This is a genomic window from Burkholderia sp. Ax-1719 (assembly GCF_011753055.1).
Classification (GTDB): domain Bacteria; phylum Pseudomonadota; class Gammaproteobacteria; order Burkholderiales; family Burkholderiaceae; genus Paraburkholderia.
Genome location: NZ_VWWJ01000002.1, coordinates 90,424 through 107,832 on the forward strand (window position 1 = coordinate 90,424; position 17,409 = coordinate 107,832).

Annotated in this window: 15 protein-coding genes; 7 read left to right on the forward strand and 8 right to left on the reverse strand. The window is 64.3% G+C overall.

Annotation, left to right across the window (positions count from 1 at the left end):
- Window positions 1-59: 59 nt before the first annotated feature.
- Window positions 60-557 carry a thioesterase family protein gene (locus F3J17_RS05450; RefSeq protein WP_167055502.1) on the reverse strand — a complete coding sequence of 166 codons (498 nt, stop codon included), beginning with the start codon at window positions 555-557 and terminating at the stop codon, window positions 60-62.
- Window positions 558-980: 423 nt separating this feature from the next.
- Here F3J17_RS05450 and F3J17_RS05455 point away from each other — a divergent pair, with 423 nt between their 5' ends.
- A complete protein-coding gene (locus tag F3J17_RS05455) occupies window positions 981-1,943 on the forward strand; it encodes a response regulator (RefSeq protein WP_167054687.1) in 963 nt (320 codons plus the stop codon).
- 80 nt (window positions 1,944-2,023) lie between these two features.
- On the opposite strand, the gene F3J17_RS05460 is transcribed toward F3J17_RS05455, so the two are convergent.
- The 3 genes from F3J17_RS05460 to F3J17_RS05470 all read right to left on the reverse strand — a co-directional run bounded on the left by F3J17_RS05460 (window position 2,024) and on the right by F3J17_RS05470 (window position 5,676).
- Complete coding sequence (locus F3J17_RS05460) at window positions 2,024-3,805, reverse strand: methyl-accepting chemotaxis protein (RefSeq protein ID WP_167054689.1); 1,782 nt, start codon at window positions 3,803-3,805, stop codon at window positions 2,024-2,026.
- 231 nt (window positions 3,806-4,036) lie between these two features.
- Entirely contained in the window at window positions 4,037-4,627 is a 591-nt protein-coding gene (locus F3J17_RS05465) for an AAA family ATPase (RefSeq protein ID WP_167054691.1), read from the reverse strand.
- 122 nt (window positions 4,628-4,749) lie between these two features.
- Entirely contained in the window at window positions 4,750-5,676 is a 927-nt protein-coding gene (locus F3J17_RS05470; protein ID WP_167055504.1) for a LysR family transcriptional regulator, read from the reverse strand.
- Between the two features lie 147 nt (window positions 5,677-5,823).
- Between F3J17_RS05470 and F3J17_RS05475 the strand changes: the two genes are divergently transcribed.
- From F3J17_RS05475 to F3J17_RS05500, 6 genes are all read left to right on the forward strand, one after another.
- Window positions 5,824-7,278, forward strand: coding sequence for a M20 family metallopeptidase (locus F3J17_RS05475; protein ID WP_167054693.1), 1,455 nt, complete (start codon window positions 5,824-5,826; stop codon window positions 7,276-7,278).
- Window positions 7,279-7,318: 40 nt separating this feature from the next.
- On the forward strand, window positions 7,319-8,632 hold the full coding sequence (locus F3J17_RS05480) for an MFS transporter (protein WP_167054695.1): 1,314 nt from the start codon (window positions 7,319-7,321) through the stop codon (window positions 8,630-8,632).
- A 127-nt stretch (window positions 8,633-8,759) separates the two neighbouring features.
- Window positions 8,760-9,548: an FRG domain-containing protein gene (locus F3J17_RS05485; RefSeq protein ID WP_167054696.1), complete on the forward strand. Its 789-nt coding sequence runs from the start codon at window positions 8,760-8,762 to the stop codon at window positions 9,546-9,548.
- Between the two features lie 258 nt (window positions 9,549-9,806).
- The gene (locus F3J17_RS05490) at window positions 9,807-11,219 is read left to right on the forward strand and encodes a saccharopine dehydrogenase NADP-binding domain-containing protein (protein ID WP_167054698.1); all 1,413 of its coding nucleotides are present in this window, start codon (window positions 9,807-9,809) and stop codon (window positions 11,217-11,219) included.
- An 18-nt stretch (window positions 11,220-11,237) separates the two neighbouring features.
- Window positions 11,238-12,422 (forward strand): glutathionylspermidine synthase family protein, encoded by a 1,185-nt coding sequence (locus F3J17_RS05495; protein WP_167054700.1) that lies wholly within the window; start codon window positions 11,238-11,240, stop codon window positions 12,420-12,422.
- A gap of 40 nt (window positions 12,423-12,462) precedes the next feature.
- Window positions 12,463-13,230 (forward strand): hypothetical protein, encoded by a 768-nt coding sequence (locus F3J17_RS05500; protein ID WP_167054702.1) that lies wholly within the window; start codon window positions 12,463-12,465, stop codon window positions 13,228-13,230.
- Between the two features lie 34 nt (window positions 13,231-13,264).
- Here F3J17_RS05500 and F3J17_RS05505 read toward each other — a convergent pair whose 3' ends face one another.
- The 4 genes from F3J17_RS05505 to F3J17_RS05520 form a co-directional block, all read right to left on the reverse strand.
- Window positions 13,265-15,010, reverse strand: coding sequence for a GGDEF domain-containing phosphodiesterase (locus F3J17_RS05505; RefSeq protein WP_240160817.1), 1,746 nt, complete (start codon window positions 15,008-15,010; stop codon window positions 13,265-13,267).
- 256 nt (window positions 15,011-15,266) lie between these two features.
- Window positions 15,267-15,563, reverse strand: a complete 297-nt coding sequence (locus F3J17_RS05510; RefSeq protein WP_167054706.1) for a YciI family protein — start codon at window positions 15,561-15,563, stop codon at window positions 15,267-15,269.
- Window positions 15,564-15,658: 95 nt separating this feature from the next.
- Entirely contained in the window at window positions 15,659-16,690 is a 1,032-nt protein-coding gene (locus F3J17_RS05515) for an alcohol dehydrogenase catalytic domain-containing protein (protein ID WP_167054708.1), read from the reverse strand.
- Window positions 16,690-17,409, reverse strand: a complete 720-nt coding sequence (locus tag F3J17_RS05520; RefSeq protein ID WP_167054710.1) for a DUF4286 family protein — start codon at window positions 17,407-17,409, stop codon at window positions 16,690-16,692. The genes F3J17_RS05515 and F3J17_RS05520 overlap by 1 nt, the downstream gene beginning before the upstream one ends.

A 17,409-nucleotide genomic window follows, 5' to 3' on the forward strand; every position in this document is an offset into this window, starting at 1 on the left:
CGGGCTACGGCCCTCGGTTAATCGCCATCACCCCTACGATTGGCGTCCACACGGCAGCCTTAGCGGGCCGCCGCGGGCAGTACGATTTCGTATTCCTTGACGCGTTCGATGATGCCCGGCGGGAAGCGGCGAATCCGCTTGTCGGTACCGGCAAAAAGAATCTGCTGGTAGCCGAGCGAAACGGGACGCCCGTCCACGCAAAAGCGAAACACGAGATACGCCGAGCATTGCCGCACCTGGAAGGTGTTCATATAGCAATCGACGCGCTGGAACGGAAACGTCTCTTGCACATATTCCTGGTGCGCGCGCTTCGTGACGAAGACGCCGCCTGCCGCGAGCAGATTGTTATGAATACACTCGTGGAACCAGCGTTCGCGGACAATGCCCTGCCACTCGAAATAGCGGGCGAAATACGTGTTCATGAAGGCATTGGAGTCCTTGAGATAAATGTCGATGACATGATGAAACGTTTTGGGAGGCGTGGCTTCCAGGATTTCGTCGGAAAAACCGTTGGCGCCACGGGAGAGAACTGCGGGGATGGATTCACGTGCGTTCATTGAATGAACTCCAGATGAAAATGGCCGCTGGCGGGGCCGCGCATGCCTTCTGTGGACGAAGACATGCCCCCAATTCTGTGCGTGTTGCCTGGCCGCCAAAACCGTGCTGGACACTTAGCGGCACAAGACGTGCTCGCAAACGATTTCGCGTGAAATGCGCATGTATTGCGCATAAATTCCACGCAGATCGTGTATGAAATTCGCATCGGGTTCACGCGTTCGCGGGCAGTGCGCGACGCGTTCAGCCGCATACAACAACCAGGGCGCACCGGTTGCCGAGCCTGGCATGAGGCCGCATAATCTGGCAGCGATGGCGTTGCGATGCGGTTTGTGTGAACCCTTGCTGGAACCCGCCAGGCGGGTCATTCGTCACACTCCAGGGTCAATCGTTTTGCAGGCAGTCGCTAGCACCGAGGCATATACATGAGTTCGATCGTCAGGCAGCCGGTTTTTTACCCCGTATCCGTGGTCTTTCTCGACGACAGTGCGGATTTTCTTCACGCACTGCGCGGTCTTTTCCCGCATGCGCCCACGCATCATTTCTTCACCTCGCAGGACGAGGCGCGCACGTTTATCGAAACCGCGAGCGAGCGCGGCGCGCGCCACAGCCCCATGTCGGGCGCGGCGTGGTCTGAATTCGAAAAGAAAGGCGGCAATGCGCTCGGCCAGGATGCGCTGGCCAACGCCGCCCGTTTCGAGGATGTCGCCGCCATCGTGGTGGACTACGACATGCCCGGCCAGGACGGGCTGGAGTTCCTCGCGTCGGTGAAGGATGCCAACTGCACGCGCATCCTGCTCACCGGCACCGCCGACGAGTCACACGCGGTAGACGCATTCAATGCGGGGCTGATTCACTTCTACGTCAAGAAGTCGGACCCGGCCATGACGCGCAAGCTTGCGCAGGCGCTTTCCAACGCGCAGCAAAAGTTCTGCGCGCAGCATGGCCATATCGGCGTGCATGGGGTGGGCGCGGTCTACGCGGACCGCCGCACGACCGACGTGCTGCAAACGCTCGCGCAGCGCGAGCGCATCGTCGAATACTACTGGCGGCCCGAGCAGAACGCAGTGCTGACCTTCGACGCGCAGGGCCATGCCGGCGTGTTCCTCGCGTGGGACGCGCACGACTGGGACGCGCAGTGCGATGTGGTGACCGACGAAGGCGGCCCGGCCGCTTTGCGCGACGAGATGGAAGGACGCCGCATCATGCCGGTGTTCTGGCCGAACGAAGCGTACCGGCCCGGCATGGCGCGCGTGGAATTCGCGGTGCCGCAGCAGGTGCCGGGTTCGCAGGATATCTACACGAGCTGGACGCGCATTGAAGGCGTCGAACTCGCGCCGGATCTCGTGACCTACGCGCAGTGGTTGCGCTCGCAACAGGCGGCCTGAGGTTTTCTCAAGCCAGGTCCGGCCGCAGAGGTAAAAAAGGGCACCCCAGGGTGCCCTTTTTCGATTCGATCATCCGATCATCAGAACGTTTCCCAATCCTGATCGCTGCCCGCTGTCGCTAGTACGGGCGAGGGCGTTGGCGCGGCCGCTTTCGGCGTGGGCCTCGGTGCGGCTTTGGGCGCAGATTGGGGCGCAGACTGGGGCGCGGATTTGCGGGCGGGCGCAGCACGCTTTTCCTGTTTGAGCGCTACCGGCCTCACCGCCTGCGCCTGACGCACCGTACCGTTTTGCATCGGCGCGCCCTGCTGCGAGCCAATACGGAACACCGACACCACCTCGCGCAGACCACCTGATTGCGTCGCCATCGACTGAGCCGCCGCCGATGCTTCTTCCACCAGCGCCGCATTCTGCTGCGTCACTTCATCCATCTGCGCAACCGCGCGATTGACCTGTTCGATGCCGGTGTGCTGCTCTTCCGATGCCGCTGCGATCTCGCCCATCAGATCGGCTACGCGTCGTGCGGATTGCACCACTTCGTCGATGGTCGCGCCCGCTTCGTCGACGAGTTTCGAGCCTTCCGCGACCTGCGTCACCGATTGCCCGATCAGATCCTTGATCTCCTTGGCGGCGCTCGCGCTGCGCTGCGCGAGCGTACGCACTTCGCCTGCCACCACCGCGAAGCCACGACCCTGTTCACCTGCGCGCGCGGCTTCCACCGCCGCATTGAGCGCCAGAATATTGGTCTGGAACGCGATGCCGTCGATCACGCCGATGATCTGTTCGACGCGCTCCGATGTCTGCGCGATGCCATGCATCGTCGTCACCACGCGGCGCACGACTTCGCCGCCGCGCGCGGCCACGTCGGATGCGTTCACGGCCAGCGTGTTGCCCTGGCGCGCGTTGTCGGTGTTGTGCTTCACGGCGGCGGTGAACTGCTCCATGCTCGCGGCGGTTTCTTCGAGCGAGGCGGCTTGCTCTTCGGTGCGCTGCGACAGATCGCGATTGCCCGCGGCGATCTGATGCGCGCCCGTCGTGATCGATTCCGCCGAGGTCTGGATGCGCTGCACCGTATCGACGAGCTGTCGCTGCATCTGGCTCATCGCGTGGAGCAGGCTGCGGTCGTCGCCAGCGGCAACGCGCACCTGCGCCGTGAGATCGCCCGCTGCGATGCGCTCGCAGATATCGGCGGCGTAATCCGGCTCGCCGCCAAGACTCGTGCGGATGCTGCGAATCAGCCAGAACATGCCGAGCGTGATTGCCGCGCCCACCAGCGCAACCAGCGCGAGATTGCGGATCAGCGCGCCGTAAAAGGCATCGTCGATATCGTCTACATAGACGCCAGTGAAGACATGCCAGTCCCAGTCGGGCACGACATCGGCATAGCTGATCTTCTCGACCGGGCTGCTGTGGCCCGGCTTCGGCCACACATAGCTGCTGAAGTGATTGCCGCCCGGCGACGAACTCTTCACGATCTCCTGCGCGATATGCGTGCCGTTCGAGTCCACCATGCCCGCCTGGCTCTTGCCTTCGAGCTCGGGCTTGGGCGGCACCAGCAACGCGGTGGCGGCGCTATCGTAGATGCCGAAATAGCCGCTCTGATCCGCGCCATAACGCAGTCCGCGCAGTGCGGCGATGGCCTGGCGCCTGGCGTCGTCAGCGGAAAGATGACCTTGCGAAGCTTCCTTCTGATAAAAGCCGATCAGACCCAGCGCAGTTTGCGTTTCCTGCGCGAGCATGCCCTTGCGATCGTCGAGCATGCCCACGCGCGTCATCACCGCATTGACCACGACCAGCACCACGAGGGCGATCCACAGCAGCGCGACGATGCTCCACGCCTTTTGATTCAACGACAGTCGCTTCACGTTCTCCGTTTCCTCCGAGCAGGCAGCCGCGCGCGGCAAGCCACGGTTGATGGCGCAAGGCGGTGCGTTGCCGCCTTTCCCGCCATGTTTATCGGCGTGCGACGAGGGGAACTGAAGGTGTGGGCGATGCGATCCGCGAGCTTTTATTGCGCTTGCGTCATGCTTTATTTGTCAGATGAATAGGCGCATAACGTTGCGTGTGCAACGATCGATCTCACGCTGCTAGTGCATCTAACGTTTGAATTGTCCCGCCGCCAATCCACTGACGATTTGAGCGGCCAGGGTTTCGGGCGATGCGGTTTCATCGCACAGCGCATCGCCAGCGCCTTCGCCTGCGAACAGCGTGTAGAAGCCGCGCAAGGTTTCGTAGTCGGCGATCTTGCCCGCGTCGCGCCCTGCGGCTCGCAGCGCGCAGGTTTCCACGCTCGGACGCAGCAGCACATAGTGCAGCGGGATTTCCTTGACGATCGTGCGCAGCGTGTCGAGCATCGCGGGCGGAATCGAAAAATCGAGCACCACGGTGAAGTCCGAACGCGCGAACGGGATGCAGGCGGCCGTCATCGAACGGATGAGGATGCGGAAGTTCTGATGGCGCTCGCGCGCATCGGGCTTGACGATGAACTTCCAGAACCGGTCGCCCTCGATACACGCGACTGGTTGGGGCAGCAGGGGAATCAGCGCTTTGGCGACCGAGGTTTTGCCGCTGCCGGGCGGCCCGCTCAGGACGACGATCTGTCCGCTATGGGGGCGATTGCCACCCTGGCCACTTTGGCTTTGCTGACCGTTCTGATCCGGTCGGCCCTTGGGTGTCGTCGTTGGCATGTGGGCCTCGCGGGGCAGGGTGAGCGCGCAGTTAGCGGCGTAGTTAGCCGCGCAGTTAGCGCTGTCGTTAGCATTGTGTCAGTGGAATGTCAGCGCAATCCCAGTATAGTGCGCGCCCGCGCTCAACCCACGTCGTCGCCGAGCGCGGATGCTTCGATGGCCTCGACGAGCGCCTTCAGCACGCTCTCGATTGCCGACGACAAACGCCGCTCGCGCATCGTCGTAACAAAGAGGCGGCGCTGCCGCAACTCCGGTTCGTCGATCGGGCGGGCGACTAGCGCGAGTTCATCGGCGCGTGTGACCAGCCCCGCGAGCGACAGCCGGCTTCCCAGCGTGATCGCGCCTGCCAGTGCGGCAAACGCGTGCAGCGCACTCGAATTATTGCTCGTGAGAATCGCATTCAACTCGATCCCCTGGCGCGCGCAACATGCGTCGATCAACTGCCGCGCGGTGTTGCCGCGTTCGAGCAGCGCAACCGGGTAAGCGGCCAGATCCGCAAGCGTGAGCGCATCGCGTTGCGCGAGCGGATGCGTCGCGTCGAGCAGGGCGCAGACGCTCGCCTCGGCGCTGTACTCCACGCTCACCTTGGCGGGGTCTCCGCCCGAAAACGACAGCCCCAGATCGACTTCGCCAGACGCCACCCAATGCTCGACCTGCGCGGGCGTGCCCGAACGGAGCATGAAATGCACATGTGGCACGGCGGCGTGATGGCGCGCAAGCACGCTTGGCAGGAACGAGCGCGTGAAGCCCTCGGTGCAGCCCACGCGCACGATGCCGCGCCCCAGCGCCTTGCTGGCGGCGATTTCCGCGAGCACCGCATCGCCTTCCAGCAGCGAGCGGCGCGCGTGAGCGGCCAGACGTTCGCCCGATTCGGTCAGCACCATGCCGCGCGGCATGCGCTCGAACAGCGGCGTGCCCACGTCCTCTTCGAGCTTGGCGATCTGCCTGCTGATGGCTGAAACCGCGACATGCAAGGTTTGCGAGGCCGCGGCGAGCGAGCCGGTGCGCGCGACTTCGATGAAATAGCGCAGGGCGATGCCGTGCAGCATGGTGTTGAACTCCCGGAGCGTGGTGGCGTTGCGTTGCCATTTTGGCAATGCTATCCGCAAAATTTGAAATTGTTGCGAATTTTTGACGTTCATAGACTGGGTTCATTCCGCAACATCTGCACTACACAAGACGAATGGAGCCCTTGGATGAGCGCGCTTGAAACCACTGAAACCCCCGTGCAACCCAGCCCGCAGGCCGACGCCGGACCGCGCGGGCAGGCCATCGCCGCCGCGCTTGCACACTTCGATAGCGGCGACTTCCTGCGCGATCTCGAACGCCGCGTGGCGTTCCGCTCGGAGAGCCAGAATCCGGCGCAGGCCGATGCGCTCGCCTCCTATCTCAGCGACGAAATCGCACCCGCGCTCGCGGCGCTGGGTTTTACGAGCCGCGTGGCGGCGAACCCGATCAACGCGCGCGCTCCGTTCCTGATCGCTGAGCGCATCGAAGATCCCGCCCTGCCGACCGTGCTGACCTATGGCCACGGCGATGTGGTGCGCGGCTACGACGAGCAATGGCGCGACGGTCTCAAGCCCTGGGAAGTGCGCGTGGAGGGCGACCGCTGGTACGGGCGCGGCACGGCGGACAACAAGGGCCAGCATTCGGTGAACTTCGCGGCGCTCGCGGCGGTGCTGGCGCAGCGCGATGGGAAGCTGGGCTACAACGTCAAGGTGATCTTCGAAACCGGCGAGGAAATCGGCTCGCCGGGTCTGAACGAAGTGTGTGCGGCAGAGCGCGAAGCGCTGGCCGCCGATGTGTTCATCGCCTCGGACGGCCCGCGCGTGAGCGCCGAGCGCCCGACGCTCTTTCTTGGCTCGCGCGGCGGTGTGACGTTCGAACTGCGCGTCGACCTGCGCGAAGGCGCGCATCACTCGGGCAACTGGGGCGGCGCGCTGCGCAATCCCGCCATCGTGCTGTCGCACGCGATCGCCAGTCTCGTGGATCGCCACGGCGCGATTGCCGTCGAAGGTCTGCGTCCGCCGCCGATTCCCGCGAGTGTGCGCGCCGCGCTCGCCGACATCGAACTGGGCGGCGACGAAAACGCGCCTGCTGTCGACGCCGATTGGGGCGAGCCAGGGCTCACACCCACCGAACGCGTGATCGGCTGGAACACGCTGGAAGTGCTCGCGTTCAAGGCCGGCAATCCCGATGCGCCCGTCAACGCGATCCCGCCGCGCGCGCACGCGACCTGCCAGCTGCGCTTCGTGGTGGGCACCGACTACACCCGCGTGGGCGAGCATCTGGAAGCGCACTTCGCGCAGCACGGCTTCAAGGACGTGCAGGTGCAGGTGAAGCAGACCGCCGCCGCCACGCGCCTCGACCCCGACGACGCCTGGGTGCGCTGGGCGCTCACCTCGTTGCGCGACACCACGGGCAAGAAGCCCGCGCTTCTGCCGAATCTGGGCGGCACCGTGCCCAACGACGTGTTCGCCGAAACGCTGGGTCTGCCCACGCTGTGGGTGCCGCATTCCTATCCGGCCTGCGCGCAGCACGCGCCCAACGAGCATCTGCTGGGCAGCGTGGCGCGCGAAGCGCTGGCCGTGATGGCGGGCCTCTGGTACGACCTGGGCGCCGATGCCACGCGCCTTGCCGCCGAACGCTAATCACGGACGCCCGTTCAAAACGCCTGCGAGGAAGACCACCATGACCACGAACCCGGCCACCACAACGCAGCAAAAAAAGCCGCGGCCCAGCCTTACGCAGATCGTCGTCGCCACGTCGGCGGGCAATGCGCTTGAATGGTTCGACATTGCGATTTACGGCTTTTTCGCGGTGTTCATCGGCAAGCATTTCTTTCCTGCCGCAAGCGAAAACGCATCGCTGCTGCTCACTTTTGGCGCGTTCGGCGCGTCGTATCTGGTGCGCCCGCTCGGCGGCATGGTGCTGGGCGCCTATGCCGACAGGCGCGGCCGCAAGGCGGCGTTGATGCTTTCCGTGAGCCTGATGATGCTTGGCACGGCGATCATCGCGCTGGTGCCCGATTACGCGAGCATCGGCATGGCCGCACCGCTGGCCGTACTGGCTGCGCGTCTGATTCAGGGCTTTTCCGCGGGCGGCGAGTTTGGCGCATCGACGGCGATGCTGATCGAACACGCCCCGCACCGGCGCGGCTTTATCGCGAGCTGGCAGTTCGCGACGCAAGGGCTGGCCACGCTGCTTGCGGCTTCGTTCGGCTACGGTCTCGCCCGGGCGATGCCGGCCGCCGATCTGGCCGCATGGGGCTGGCGTCTGCCGTTTTTCTTTGGCTTGCTGATCGGCCCGGTCGGTCTTTATCTGCGCCGCTTTATCGAAGATGCGGAAGACTTCACGCACGCCGCGCGTACCGAATCGCCCGTGCGCGAAGTCTTCGCGCGCCAGAAACAGCTTGTGCTCACATCGATCGGACTGCTGACGGTTTCGACCGCCGTGAACTATCTGCTGCAATACGTGCCGACCTTCGCGATCCGCGACCTGCATCTGGGCGCGGCCACCGGCTTCGCCGCCACGATGGTGGGCGGCGTGATCCTCACGGTGGTGACGCCGTTCGCGGGCCACCTATCCGATCGCATCGGACGTCGCCGCCAGATGACGTGGGTTGCGCTGCTGTTCGCGCTGACGGCGTATCCCGGCTTCGTGTGGGTGACCTCGCAGACTTCGCAGGCGGGCGCCATGCCGCTCTTCGTGCTGATCGCGTGGCTCGCGCTGCTCAAATCGATTTACTTTGGCGCGCTGCCTGCCTTGATGGCGGAAATTTTCCCCGCCGCCACGCGCGCCACGGGTATGGCGATTGGCTATAACGTGGGTGTGACGGTGTTCGGCGGGTTCACGCCCGCGATCGTCACCTGGCTGCTGGGCGCAACCGGCGACAAGAGCGCGCCCAGCTATTACCTCATCCTCACGGCGATGATCAGTCTGGCGGCGCTGGCGTGGGTGAGCCGCGTGCCGGTCGAGGCGCACGCGCGCCGCGCCGCCGCCTGAAACGGGTACAACACGGGAGTACAGGCGCGGACTTCACGGTGTAACGGTGGGTGTGATAGTTTGTCTGACGTAAATGCGGCGCGCGGGGCGCAACAACGCCCGCGTGCCGCAGCAAGGAGACATACGCATGCAGACCACCAAACTCACCGACTGGAACCAGTTTATGGAGCTGACGACTCAGCTCGACGGCTGGGCGTTTCGCGGGCAGCAAAATGCCCAATGGCGACTGGAAAGCTCGCTCTCGCGCTATATGCGCGATTATGTGGACGATCATAGCCAGTGGCGCGCACGCGAAGAGCGCGCGATCCGCGTGTTCCGTCGCAAGGCGCACAACTTCCTCGCCCATCCCGACATCCTCGCCGACGACCTGCGCTGCCTCGCGCTGATGCAGCACCACGGCGCGCCCACGCGTCTGCTCGATTTCACCAAAAGCCCTTTTGTGGCGGCGTTTTTCGCACTCGAACGCGCGACCGGCGACGCCGCCGTCTATGCGCTCAACACGCCGGCGCTATGGAACAATCGCGCCCGCCCGAAAACCGATCCGGCGTTGACACGCGATGTGATCGACCCACGCGCGCCGGGTCATTTCGAACGCTATTTCTTCTGCAATACGCATGAAATTCTATGGTCGGGCGAGCCTTCGGAAATGGACGACCGTCTTGTCGCTCAATCGGGCACTTTCGTCGTGCCGGGCGTGATCGACAAACCCTTGCAGGCAATTCTGGACGGCTACGACACCAACGAAGAACTGCTGCACCAGATCGTGCTGCCCGCAAGCATCCGTATGGACGCGATGAAATGGCTGTATCGGATGAATATCACCAATGCATCGCTATTTCCGGGCCTTGACGGTCTTGCCCGTTCGATTGCGGTGGAACTGGAAATTGTCTGGTCGGGGATGATGCAGGCGCAGTGAATGGCGTATTGAGCGATCAATAGCGATAGTCTTAATCCGAAATCGCCCGGCGCTCTGCCGGGCCTTGATCCTGAAGAGCCTTTGCTCACGTGGCCAGCCACGCCCATTGAGCGGATTTCGATATTGCCATTACAATCGACGGCCAATTCGAATGGCTAATTCGAATGGTGAATCGGAGAAAAACACCGATATAACCCATAGCGCATAAGTAATTTAAACGGCAGCGCTAATTCGCAATTCAAAAAGAATAGGTCTGGCATGGATCAAGTCGTCATGGTCGGCTTCGGCAATATCGGGCAGGCTGTGGTTCCGCTATTGCGCTCGCATTATCCGCATCGTCGTATCGTGGCAATCGATCAGCATGCCGACGTTGTGCGCGTCGCGCGTGCCCGCGAAATGGATGTGGAACTGCTGCATTGCCGCGTGGATGCCGGCAATTATCAGGCGGTGTTGAAGCCGCATCTTTACGCGGGCGCGTTCCTGCTGAATCTTGCCCCTGCCGTCAGCAGTACGGCGCTCATCAAGCTGGCTCAGTCTCGCGGCGCGTTCTATCTGGACACGGGTATCGAGCCGTGGGCGTATGAACTGGAACGCGAGGCATCCGAAGCCACCAGCAACCATGCGCTGCGCGAAGCGATGCTCGCGCTTCAGCACGAACGCAAGGGCCAACCAACGGCGCTTGTTGCGCATGGCGCGAATCCGGGCTTTGTTTCGTTGCTGGTGAAGCAGGCGCTGCTGGCGCTCGCGCGCGTGCTTGACCATGGCGGTCTCCCAGCACGAACGCCAACGTCCCGCACGCGCGAGCAATGGGCGGCGCTTGCGCGCGACCTCGATGTGCGCGTGATCCAGATTTCCGAATGCGATACGCAGCATGCTGAATTCGCGCGTGACGACGATGAATTCGTCAACACATGGTCCGTCGATGGATTTGTGACGGAATGCCTGCAACCCGTCGAACTGGGTTGGGGCACGCATGAGCGCGGCTTGCCTGAAGGCGGCCGCGTCTCGCCAACTGCTTTGGGCGGCCAGCTCGCCGCCGTGCAATTGACCCAGCGCGGCCACGAAATCGCGGTGCAAACCTGGACCCCGTTACGCGGCGCGATCACCGGCTGCATCCTCACGCACAACGAGTCGCTCTCCATCGCCGATTACCTCACGGTCCCGGCGAACGAATCAGCAGGCACGGCGTGCTGGCGGCCCACGGTCTACTACGCGTATCGTCCCTGCGAGGACGCCATCGCGTCGCTCGCCCTGCTCGAACACGGCGCGCCGGCCGCGAACTGGCGCGAGCGCGTCCTCAAGGATGAACTTGTGGCGGGCGAGGATGAACTCGGCGTGCTGCTAATGAGCGGGCGAGGCGTTGCGGTGTGGATGGGCTCGGCGTTGTCGATTGCGCGCACGCGTACGGTGGCCCCCTGCAACAACGCCACGAGTCTGCAAGTGGTGTCGAGCCTCGTTGCGGGCATGCACTGGATCGAATCGCATCCGCGCGAAGGCATCGTCGAATCCGATGCGATCGACGACGAGCACACCTGGAATTTCGCCCGCCCGTATTGGGAGCCGATCCAGTGCGTGCAAACCGCCTGGCGTCCCCAGGCGCACTCGCACACGCTTTACTTCGACGATTTCCTTCTGCCCGGCATCACGTTGCGCGACCCGCAACCGGCCTGACGTTTCTACGCGACCCTCATGCAACGAACCCGACAAATGCCGCGACGCGGCTGGCCCGCCAGGCTCGAAGCCATTGGATTTCACTTCCATTCGCTCGATGAACACGACGTGCCACAACCCGTCGACGACCACACCTTCGTCTATTGGCGCGAGGACGTGGCCTATCAGTTCAGCGAGCAGGAAGTCGAGCGCGTCTATGCGGCGGCGCTCGAACTGAACCAGCGCTGCCTGGACGCCGTCGAGCATGTCATCACGAAACGCGACTTCGCGCGGCTGGGCATTTCCGCGCCGATGGGCGAATGGATCACACGCTCGTGGGAGCGCGACGACCCCACGCTCTATGGTCGCTTCGACTTCACGTTCGACGCGCTTGGCGTGCCGAAAATGTTCGAATACAACGCGGACACGCCCACCTCGATTATCGAAGCGAGCCTCGCGCAATGGTTCTGGAAAGAGGAGGTGCGTCCCGAAGCCGATCAGTTCAACAGCCTGCACGAAGCGCTGATCGAGCGTTGGCGGCTATTGCGCGAGCACTATCGGCATGTGGAACTGCTGCACTTCGCCTGCATGTTCGACAGCCAGGAAGACGTGTGCAACGTCGAATATCTGATGGACACGGCCGTGCAGGCCGGATGGTCCGTCAAGCTGGTTTCGATGCCCGATATCGGCAACGACGGGTGCGGGCAGTTTATCGATCTTGAAGGCCGCACCATCGAGCTGATGTTCAAGCTCTATCCGTGGGAATGGATGGCGCATTCGGATTACGGCGCGGAACTGCTCAAGGACCGCTGCGCGTGGGTTGAGCCGCCCTGGAAAATGATTCTCTCGAACAAGGGCATTCTGCCGATTCTCTGGGAACTGTTTCCGGGCCATCCGAATCTGCTCGAAACGACTTTCGACCCCGCGCGCTTCGCGGGCGTGCCGCACGCGAAAAAGCCGCTGCTGTCGCGCGAAGGCGCGAACGTCACGCTCACGACTCCCGACGGCGTCATCGAGCGCGGCGGCCAGTATGGCGAGGAAGGTTTCGTTTATCAGGCGTATATGCCGTGCCCGCGCTTCTGGACCGCCGAGGGCGAGCGCTTCGTGACGCTCGGCGCGTGGATCGTCGACGATGCGCCGGCGGGCATGTGCGTGCGGGAGCAATCGGCGTTGATCGCGTCGAATACCTCGTGGTTCGTGCCGCATTACTTCACAGCCGATTGAGCCGGCGTCAGGTAGCAAACTTCAGGGACAAGAACGAGCGATGAGCAAGGTGGGACAGAAAAAGTCGAGCGCCGCGAAGCGCGGCTCCAGCGCGCCGCGTGCGCCGCAGATGAACCGCGGTGGCGGCGGCCGAAGCGGTGCGTCCGCTGCGAAATCGCAAGCACCGAAGCTGGTACTGATCGGCGTCGGCACGGCGATCGCGCTGACCGTCATGGTTCGCAGCTGCAATGATTCTGACGCCGATGGCGCTGTCGATGTCGAGCGCGTGCAATACGATTCGCTGGCCGCGTGTCTGGCGGACTGGAACCAGCCCTCCGATTGCGGCTATGTGTGCGATGCGCCGGGCACGAAGGATCCGTCGGATAACGGCGCGGTGGCTGCGGTCGCGGGTTCGGCGAGTGTCGATAGCGGCACGGCGCTGCCGCAACTGCATGAGTGCACGACGGTGGCTTCCACGCAGAATGGCGCAAGCAGCGTGAGCTCGAGCGGCGGATCGGGCGGCGGCGGTCATTCGTTCTTCGCCTATACGGGCCACTGGTACGGGCCGTATTACACACGCAGCGGCACGGTTTATCACGCCAACGGCACGCATACCGAAGACGCGCCACGCGGCCCGCTGCACGGTTCGGTATCCTCATTGATGATGCGGGAAAGTTCGCTCAGCTCGGGCGGATCGGTATTCCGCCGCTCGCCGTCTTCGGTCTCGGTCAGCGAAGGGCGCGCGATTTCACGCGGCGGCTTTACGTCGAGCCGCAGCGGCGGCGGGTCGCGCGGCTTCGGCGGCGGCCATGGATCGAGCGGCGGCTAGACGCCGCGCGGTGCCCAACGCCGCTCAAGCTCGCTCAAGCCTCGCAGGTCCCGCCCGTCAGCAGGTACGGCACGGGCGCGATCAGCGTGCGCAAGGTCTGCAACGAAACCGGCCTTGAAAACCAGAAGCCTTGCGCCTCGTCGCAGCCCAGTTCGCGCAGACGTTGGGCCTGCGCGGCGGTTTCGATCCCTTCGGCCGTGACCTTCAATTCCAGCGCGTGCGCCATCGAAATGATCGCGCCCACCAGCGCTTCGCTGCGTGGATCGGCGGCCATCTTCGCGACGAAAGAGCGGTCGATCTTGAGCCGATTGAGCGGCAGGCTCGCGAGCCACGCAAGATTCGAATAGCCCGTGCCGAAGTCGTCCACCGCCACCTCGATACCTAGCGCGCGCAGCGCCTGCAGCGTGCGCACAGTTCGCCCCGCATCGGCGAACAGCATGCTTTCGGTGATTTCGATTTCAAGCTGATCGGGCGCGAGCGCGGCGCGCTCCAGCGCCGCTTCAATCTGACCGGCGAACTGCGGATTGACGAACTGCTGCGGCGAAACGTTCACGGCCACTTTCGGCATGGTGCGCGCGAGGCGCTGCAATTGACCGGTTTCGCGGCAGGCCGTGTTCATGACCCACGCGCCGATGGTGTCGATCAAGGCCGCTTCTTCGGCGATGGGGATGAATTCGCCGGGACTCACGAGACCATGCACGGGATGCCGCCAGCGCAACAGCGCTTCGGATTGCACGATCGCGCCCGTTTGCAGCGACACGCGCGGCTGGTACAGCAGAAATAACTCGCGCGCATCGATAGCGTGACGCAACGCGTTTTCCAGTTCCAGTTGCCGGGTCGCGCGTTGCTCCTGCGCGCGCGCGAAACGGCACACCTGACCGCGCCCGGCGCGGCGCGCCTCGGAGACCGCCACGCCCGCGCGGCGCACGAGCGTGGCGGCATCGTCGCCATCGTCGGGATGGCGCGCCGTGCCGATGTTCAGATTGACCTTCGCGCCATGCCGCGTCTGCATGCTTGCGTTGCGCGGGGTGTGTTCCGGTTCGTCGCCCTGCGCAAACGCTTCGATCAGCGCTTCGGCGATTTCCGGGGCGTCGTCGCCGCGGCCCGGCAAGGCCAGCGCAAACTGGTCGCCGCCGATAAAGCCCATCGGCACGTCGCCGCATTGCGCGTGCGCCAGCCGCCGCAGGCGCGCGCCCGCATATTCGAGCGCCAGATCGGCGCCCTCGGGACCGAGCGCTTCGCGCGTCTTCTGCAGATCGTCGATTTCGATCACGAGTACCGTGAGCGGTTGCCTGCTGCGGCGGGCGCGTGCGAGCGAGAGATCGAGTCGTTCGAGGAACAGCTCGCGATTGGGCAGACGCGTCGCGCTGTCGTGATGGGAGACGTACCAGAGTCGCGCCTCGGCGTGCGCGTGGCGCGTGGTGTCCACGGCGATGCCGATGTAGTGCCCCGCATAGCGTTCTTCGAGCGCGCCCGTGAGCGGCGCCATGGCGAGCGAGACCGGCACGCGCGTGCCGTTGCGGCGCACATAGGCCCACTCGCCGCGAAACTGGGCGAGTGCGCTGGCGCCGGTGGTGGGCGAGGGGCCGACGCGCCGCGCGAGTTCAGCCGGGTCGTGCAGGGAGAGGAATTTACGCTGGCCGATCAGATCCTGCTCGCGGTAGCCCGTCAACTGCTCGTACGCCGCGTTGACGCGCGCGAAGACGCCGTCGGGGCGGCACAGGAAAGCGCCAAACGGCGCGGCGAGAAAGGCCGATTCATAGACGCTGGGCGTGCTCATCGAAGTCCTGTGCGCATGGCATGGCATGGCGAACCCGCGCGCCGCCGGGCGTAGCGGCGCGTGTCGCCTTGTCGTTATAGACAGCGACGAAGCAGGAGCCATGCCATATCCGATGCGCGCGCAACGGACTTGAAAGACAGCGTAAGAAAGTGTGGGTTACGTAACGCGCGCCGTGTGTGGCGCGGGCGCGTTACGTTACGCGATCTTGAGTGGCGTTACGCCCTGAGCGCGCGTAACGGCCAGCCTTCAGCCTGCCTTACTGCGCTTCGGGGCGCGGCAGGTTCAGGCCTGACGCAAGACGCGTGGCCTTGAATTCCGTAACGGTGTAATCGGCGAGCCCTTGCTGGGCAAACGGGTCGCTTGCGAGGATCGTATCGAGGCGCTCGCGCTCCATGTTCGACGCGATGATGACGCCGCCGTCGCGCGGCATCCTGGGACCCGCTGCGATGAACAGTCCAGCGGCGAACTGCGCATCGAGAAAATCGCGATGTGCGGGCAGCGCGTCGTCGATGCGTTCGAGCGATGCGGTATAGGTCAGCGAAACGATGTACATGCGGATTCCATAGGCGGGGAGAGCCTTCGATTGTAGCGGGCGGCCTGCAGGATCGGCGCCCGCCGGTCTCGCCCGCGCCCCCGACGAGCGAGCCGTTACGGCAACAGAAGGATCTTCGAGCCGATCTTGTTGCGCGCCATCTCGAAGCCATCGATGGCTTGCGCGAGCGGCAGGCGATGCGTGACCATCGGCGCCAGCCGCGCCTGGTGCGCGACCACGAAATCGCGCACTTCCGCCCACGTCGCACGCGTTGCGCGATAGGTGCCGCGAATCTGATGACGATTGCGCACGAGCTTCGCCGCATCGAAGCTGACCGGCTTGCCGTGGATGCCGCAGATCACGAACACGCCCGACGGCCGCAGGCAGTCGAGCCCGGCCTGCACGGTCGAGGGCACGCCGGTTGCCTCGATCACGATGTCGAATTCATCGACCTGGGTGAGTTTTTTGACCTGGTCGAGCGCATGGTCGCGCAGATCGAAGGTCTGATCGATGCCGAGTGCGCGCACCGTTTCGAGTCGGTCCGCATCGTCGTAACCGACAACCGTGACGTTCGCGCCACGCACGCTGGCCAGCAGTGCGATGCCCTGGCCGATCGTGCCGGGTCCCATCACCAGCACGCGGTCGCCGGGCGCGACTTCGGCGGTCTTCACCGCGCTCATGGCGATCGACAGCGGCTCGCCCAGCGCCGCGATGCCCAGGTCGATATCCGCGGGCAACGTGAGGCAGTTTGCGGCGGGCACGCGCACGGTGCGGGCAAAGCCGCCATCGCGCAGCATGCCGATGCCGCGACGGTCGCGGCACGCATCGACGCGCCCCGAGCGGCACGCCTCACACACGCCGCATTCGACTGAGGGAATCACCACCACGGGCTGACCGATCGCGACGGCGCTGACGTTACCGCCGGTCTCCACCACACAACCCGCGAATTCATGGCCGATCGTGACCGGAAACGCCGACTTGAGGAAGTCGTAGCCGCCCGACCAGTCGTAGATATGCACGTCGCTGCCGCAGATGCCGGCAGCGGCGACTTCAACGATCACTTCGCCATCGGCGGGTGCGCCGGGAGCGGGGACGTCGCGCAGTTCGAGCCCGAAAGCGGCGGTGGTTTTCTGTAATGCCTGCATCATCAATGTCCTGAATTTGCGTCAATAGTAAGCGGGGGCGGTGCGCGTCGCAGCGAGTCGTCGACTTCGGCGTGCGCGATCTTGAATACAAGCGTGTAAGCGTCGATGATCGCGGCTTCGCGTGCGTGTCCAAACACGGCGATGGCCGCTGCAATCCCGGAAGACGCGGCGCGCAACGCGCCTTCGTCGTCGCCTTCGATCAGCAGCACGTGAGTCGGCGCAGCGCTCTTCGACCATTGCTGGAAGGCCTGCGGAATGGATTCCAGAGCATTGCCGATCCTCACCGAGCGCACGCCTGCAAGGCCTGCGCACGCAGCGAGCAAGGCTTCGGTCTGAGGTTGCGCATCCGGCGTGCACGAGAAACGCGCGCAGGCCAGCGCGACGCGGTCCTGTGATTCGTCGCCCATCGCGGCAAGCGTTGTGCAAGTCGCGCGCACCACACTGCGCAGGCGCGGGCGCATTTCGGCGGACCACGGCGTCGGACGGTCGATCACATCGCGATACGCAGCCGAATCGAATACCACCGCGTCCGCCACTTCGTACAGCGTGAAATAGCGCGGCTGCCCGGCGGCGTCCGAACGATAGCGCCGGCCTGCGAGGAAGCCAGGGATGCCCACGCGTTCCGGCACGTGCTCGTTCGTGTGCCAGCGCTCGTATTGCGCCTCGACATCGGCATCGACATCGTTCCAGAGCGCGAGAAACGCGCAGCCGAAGAGGGCCAT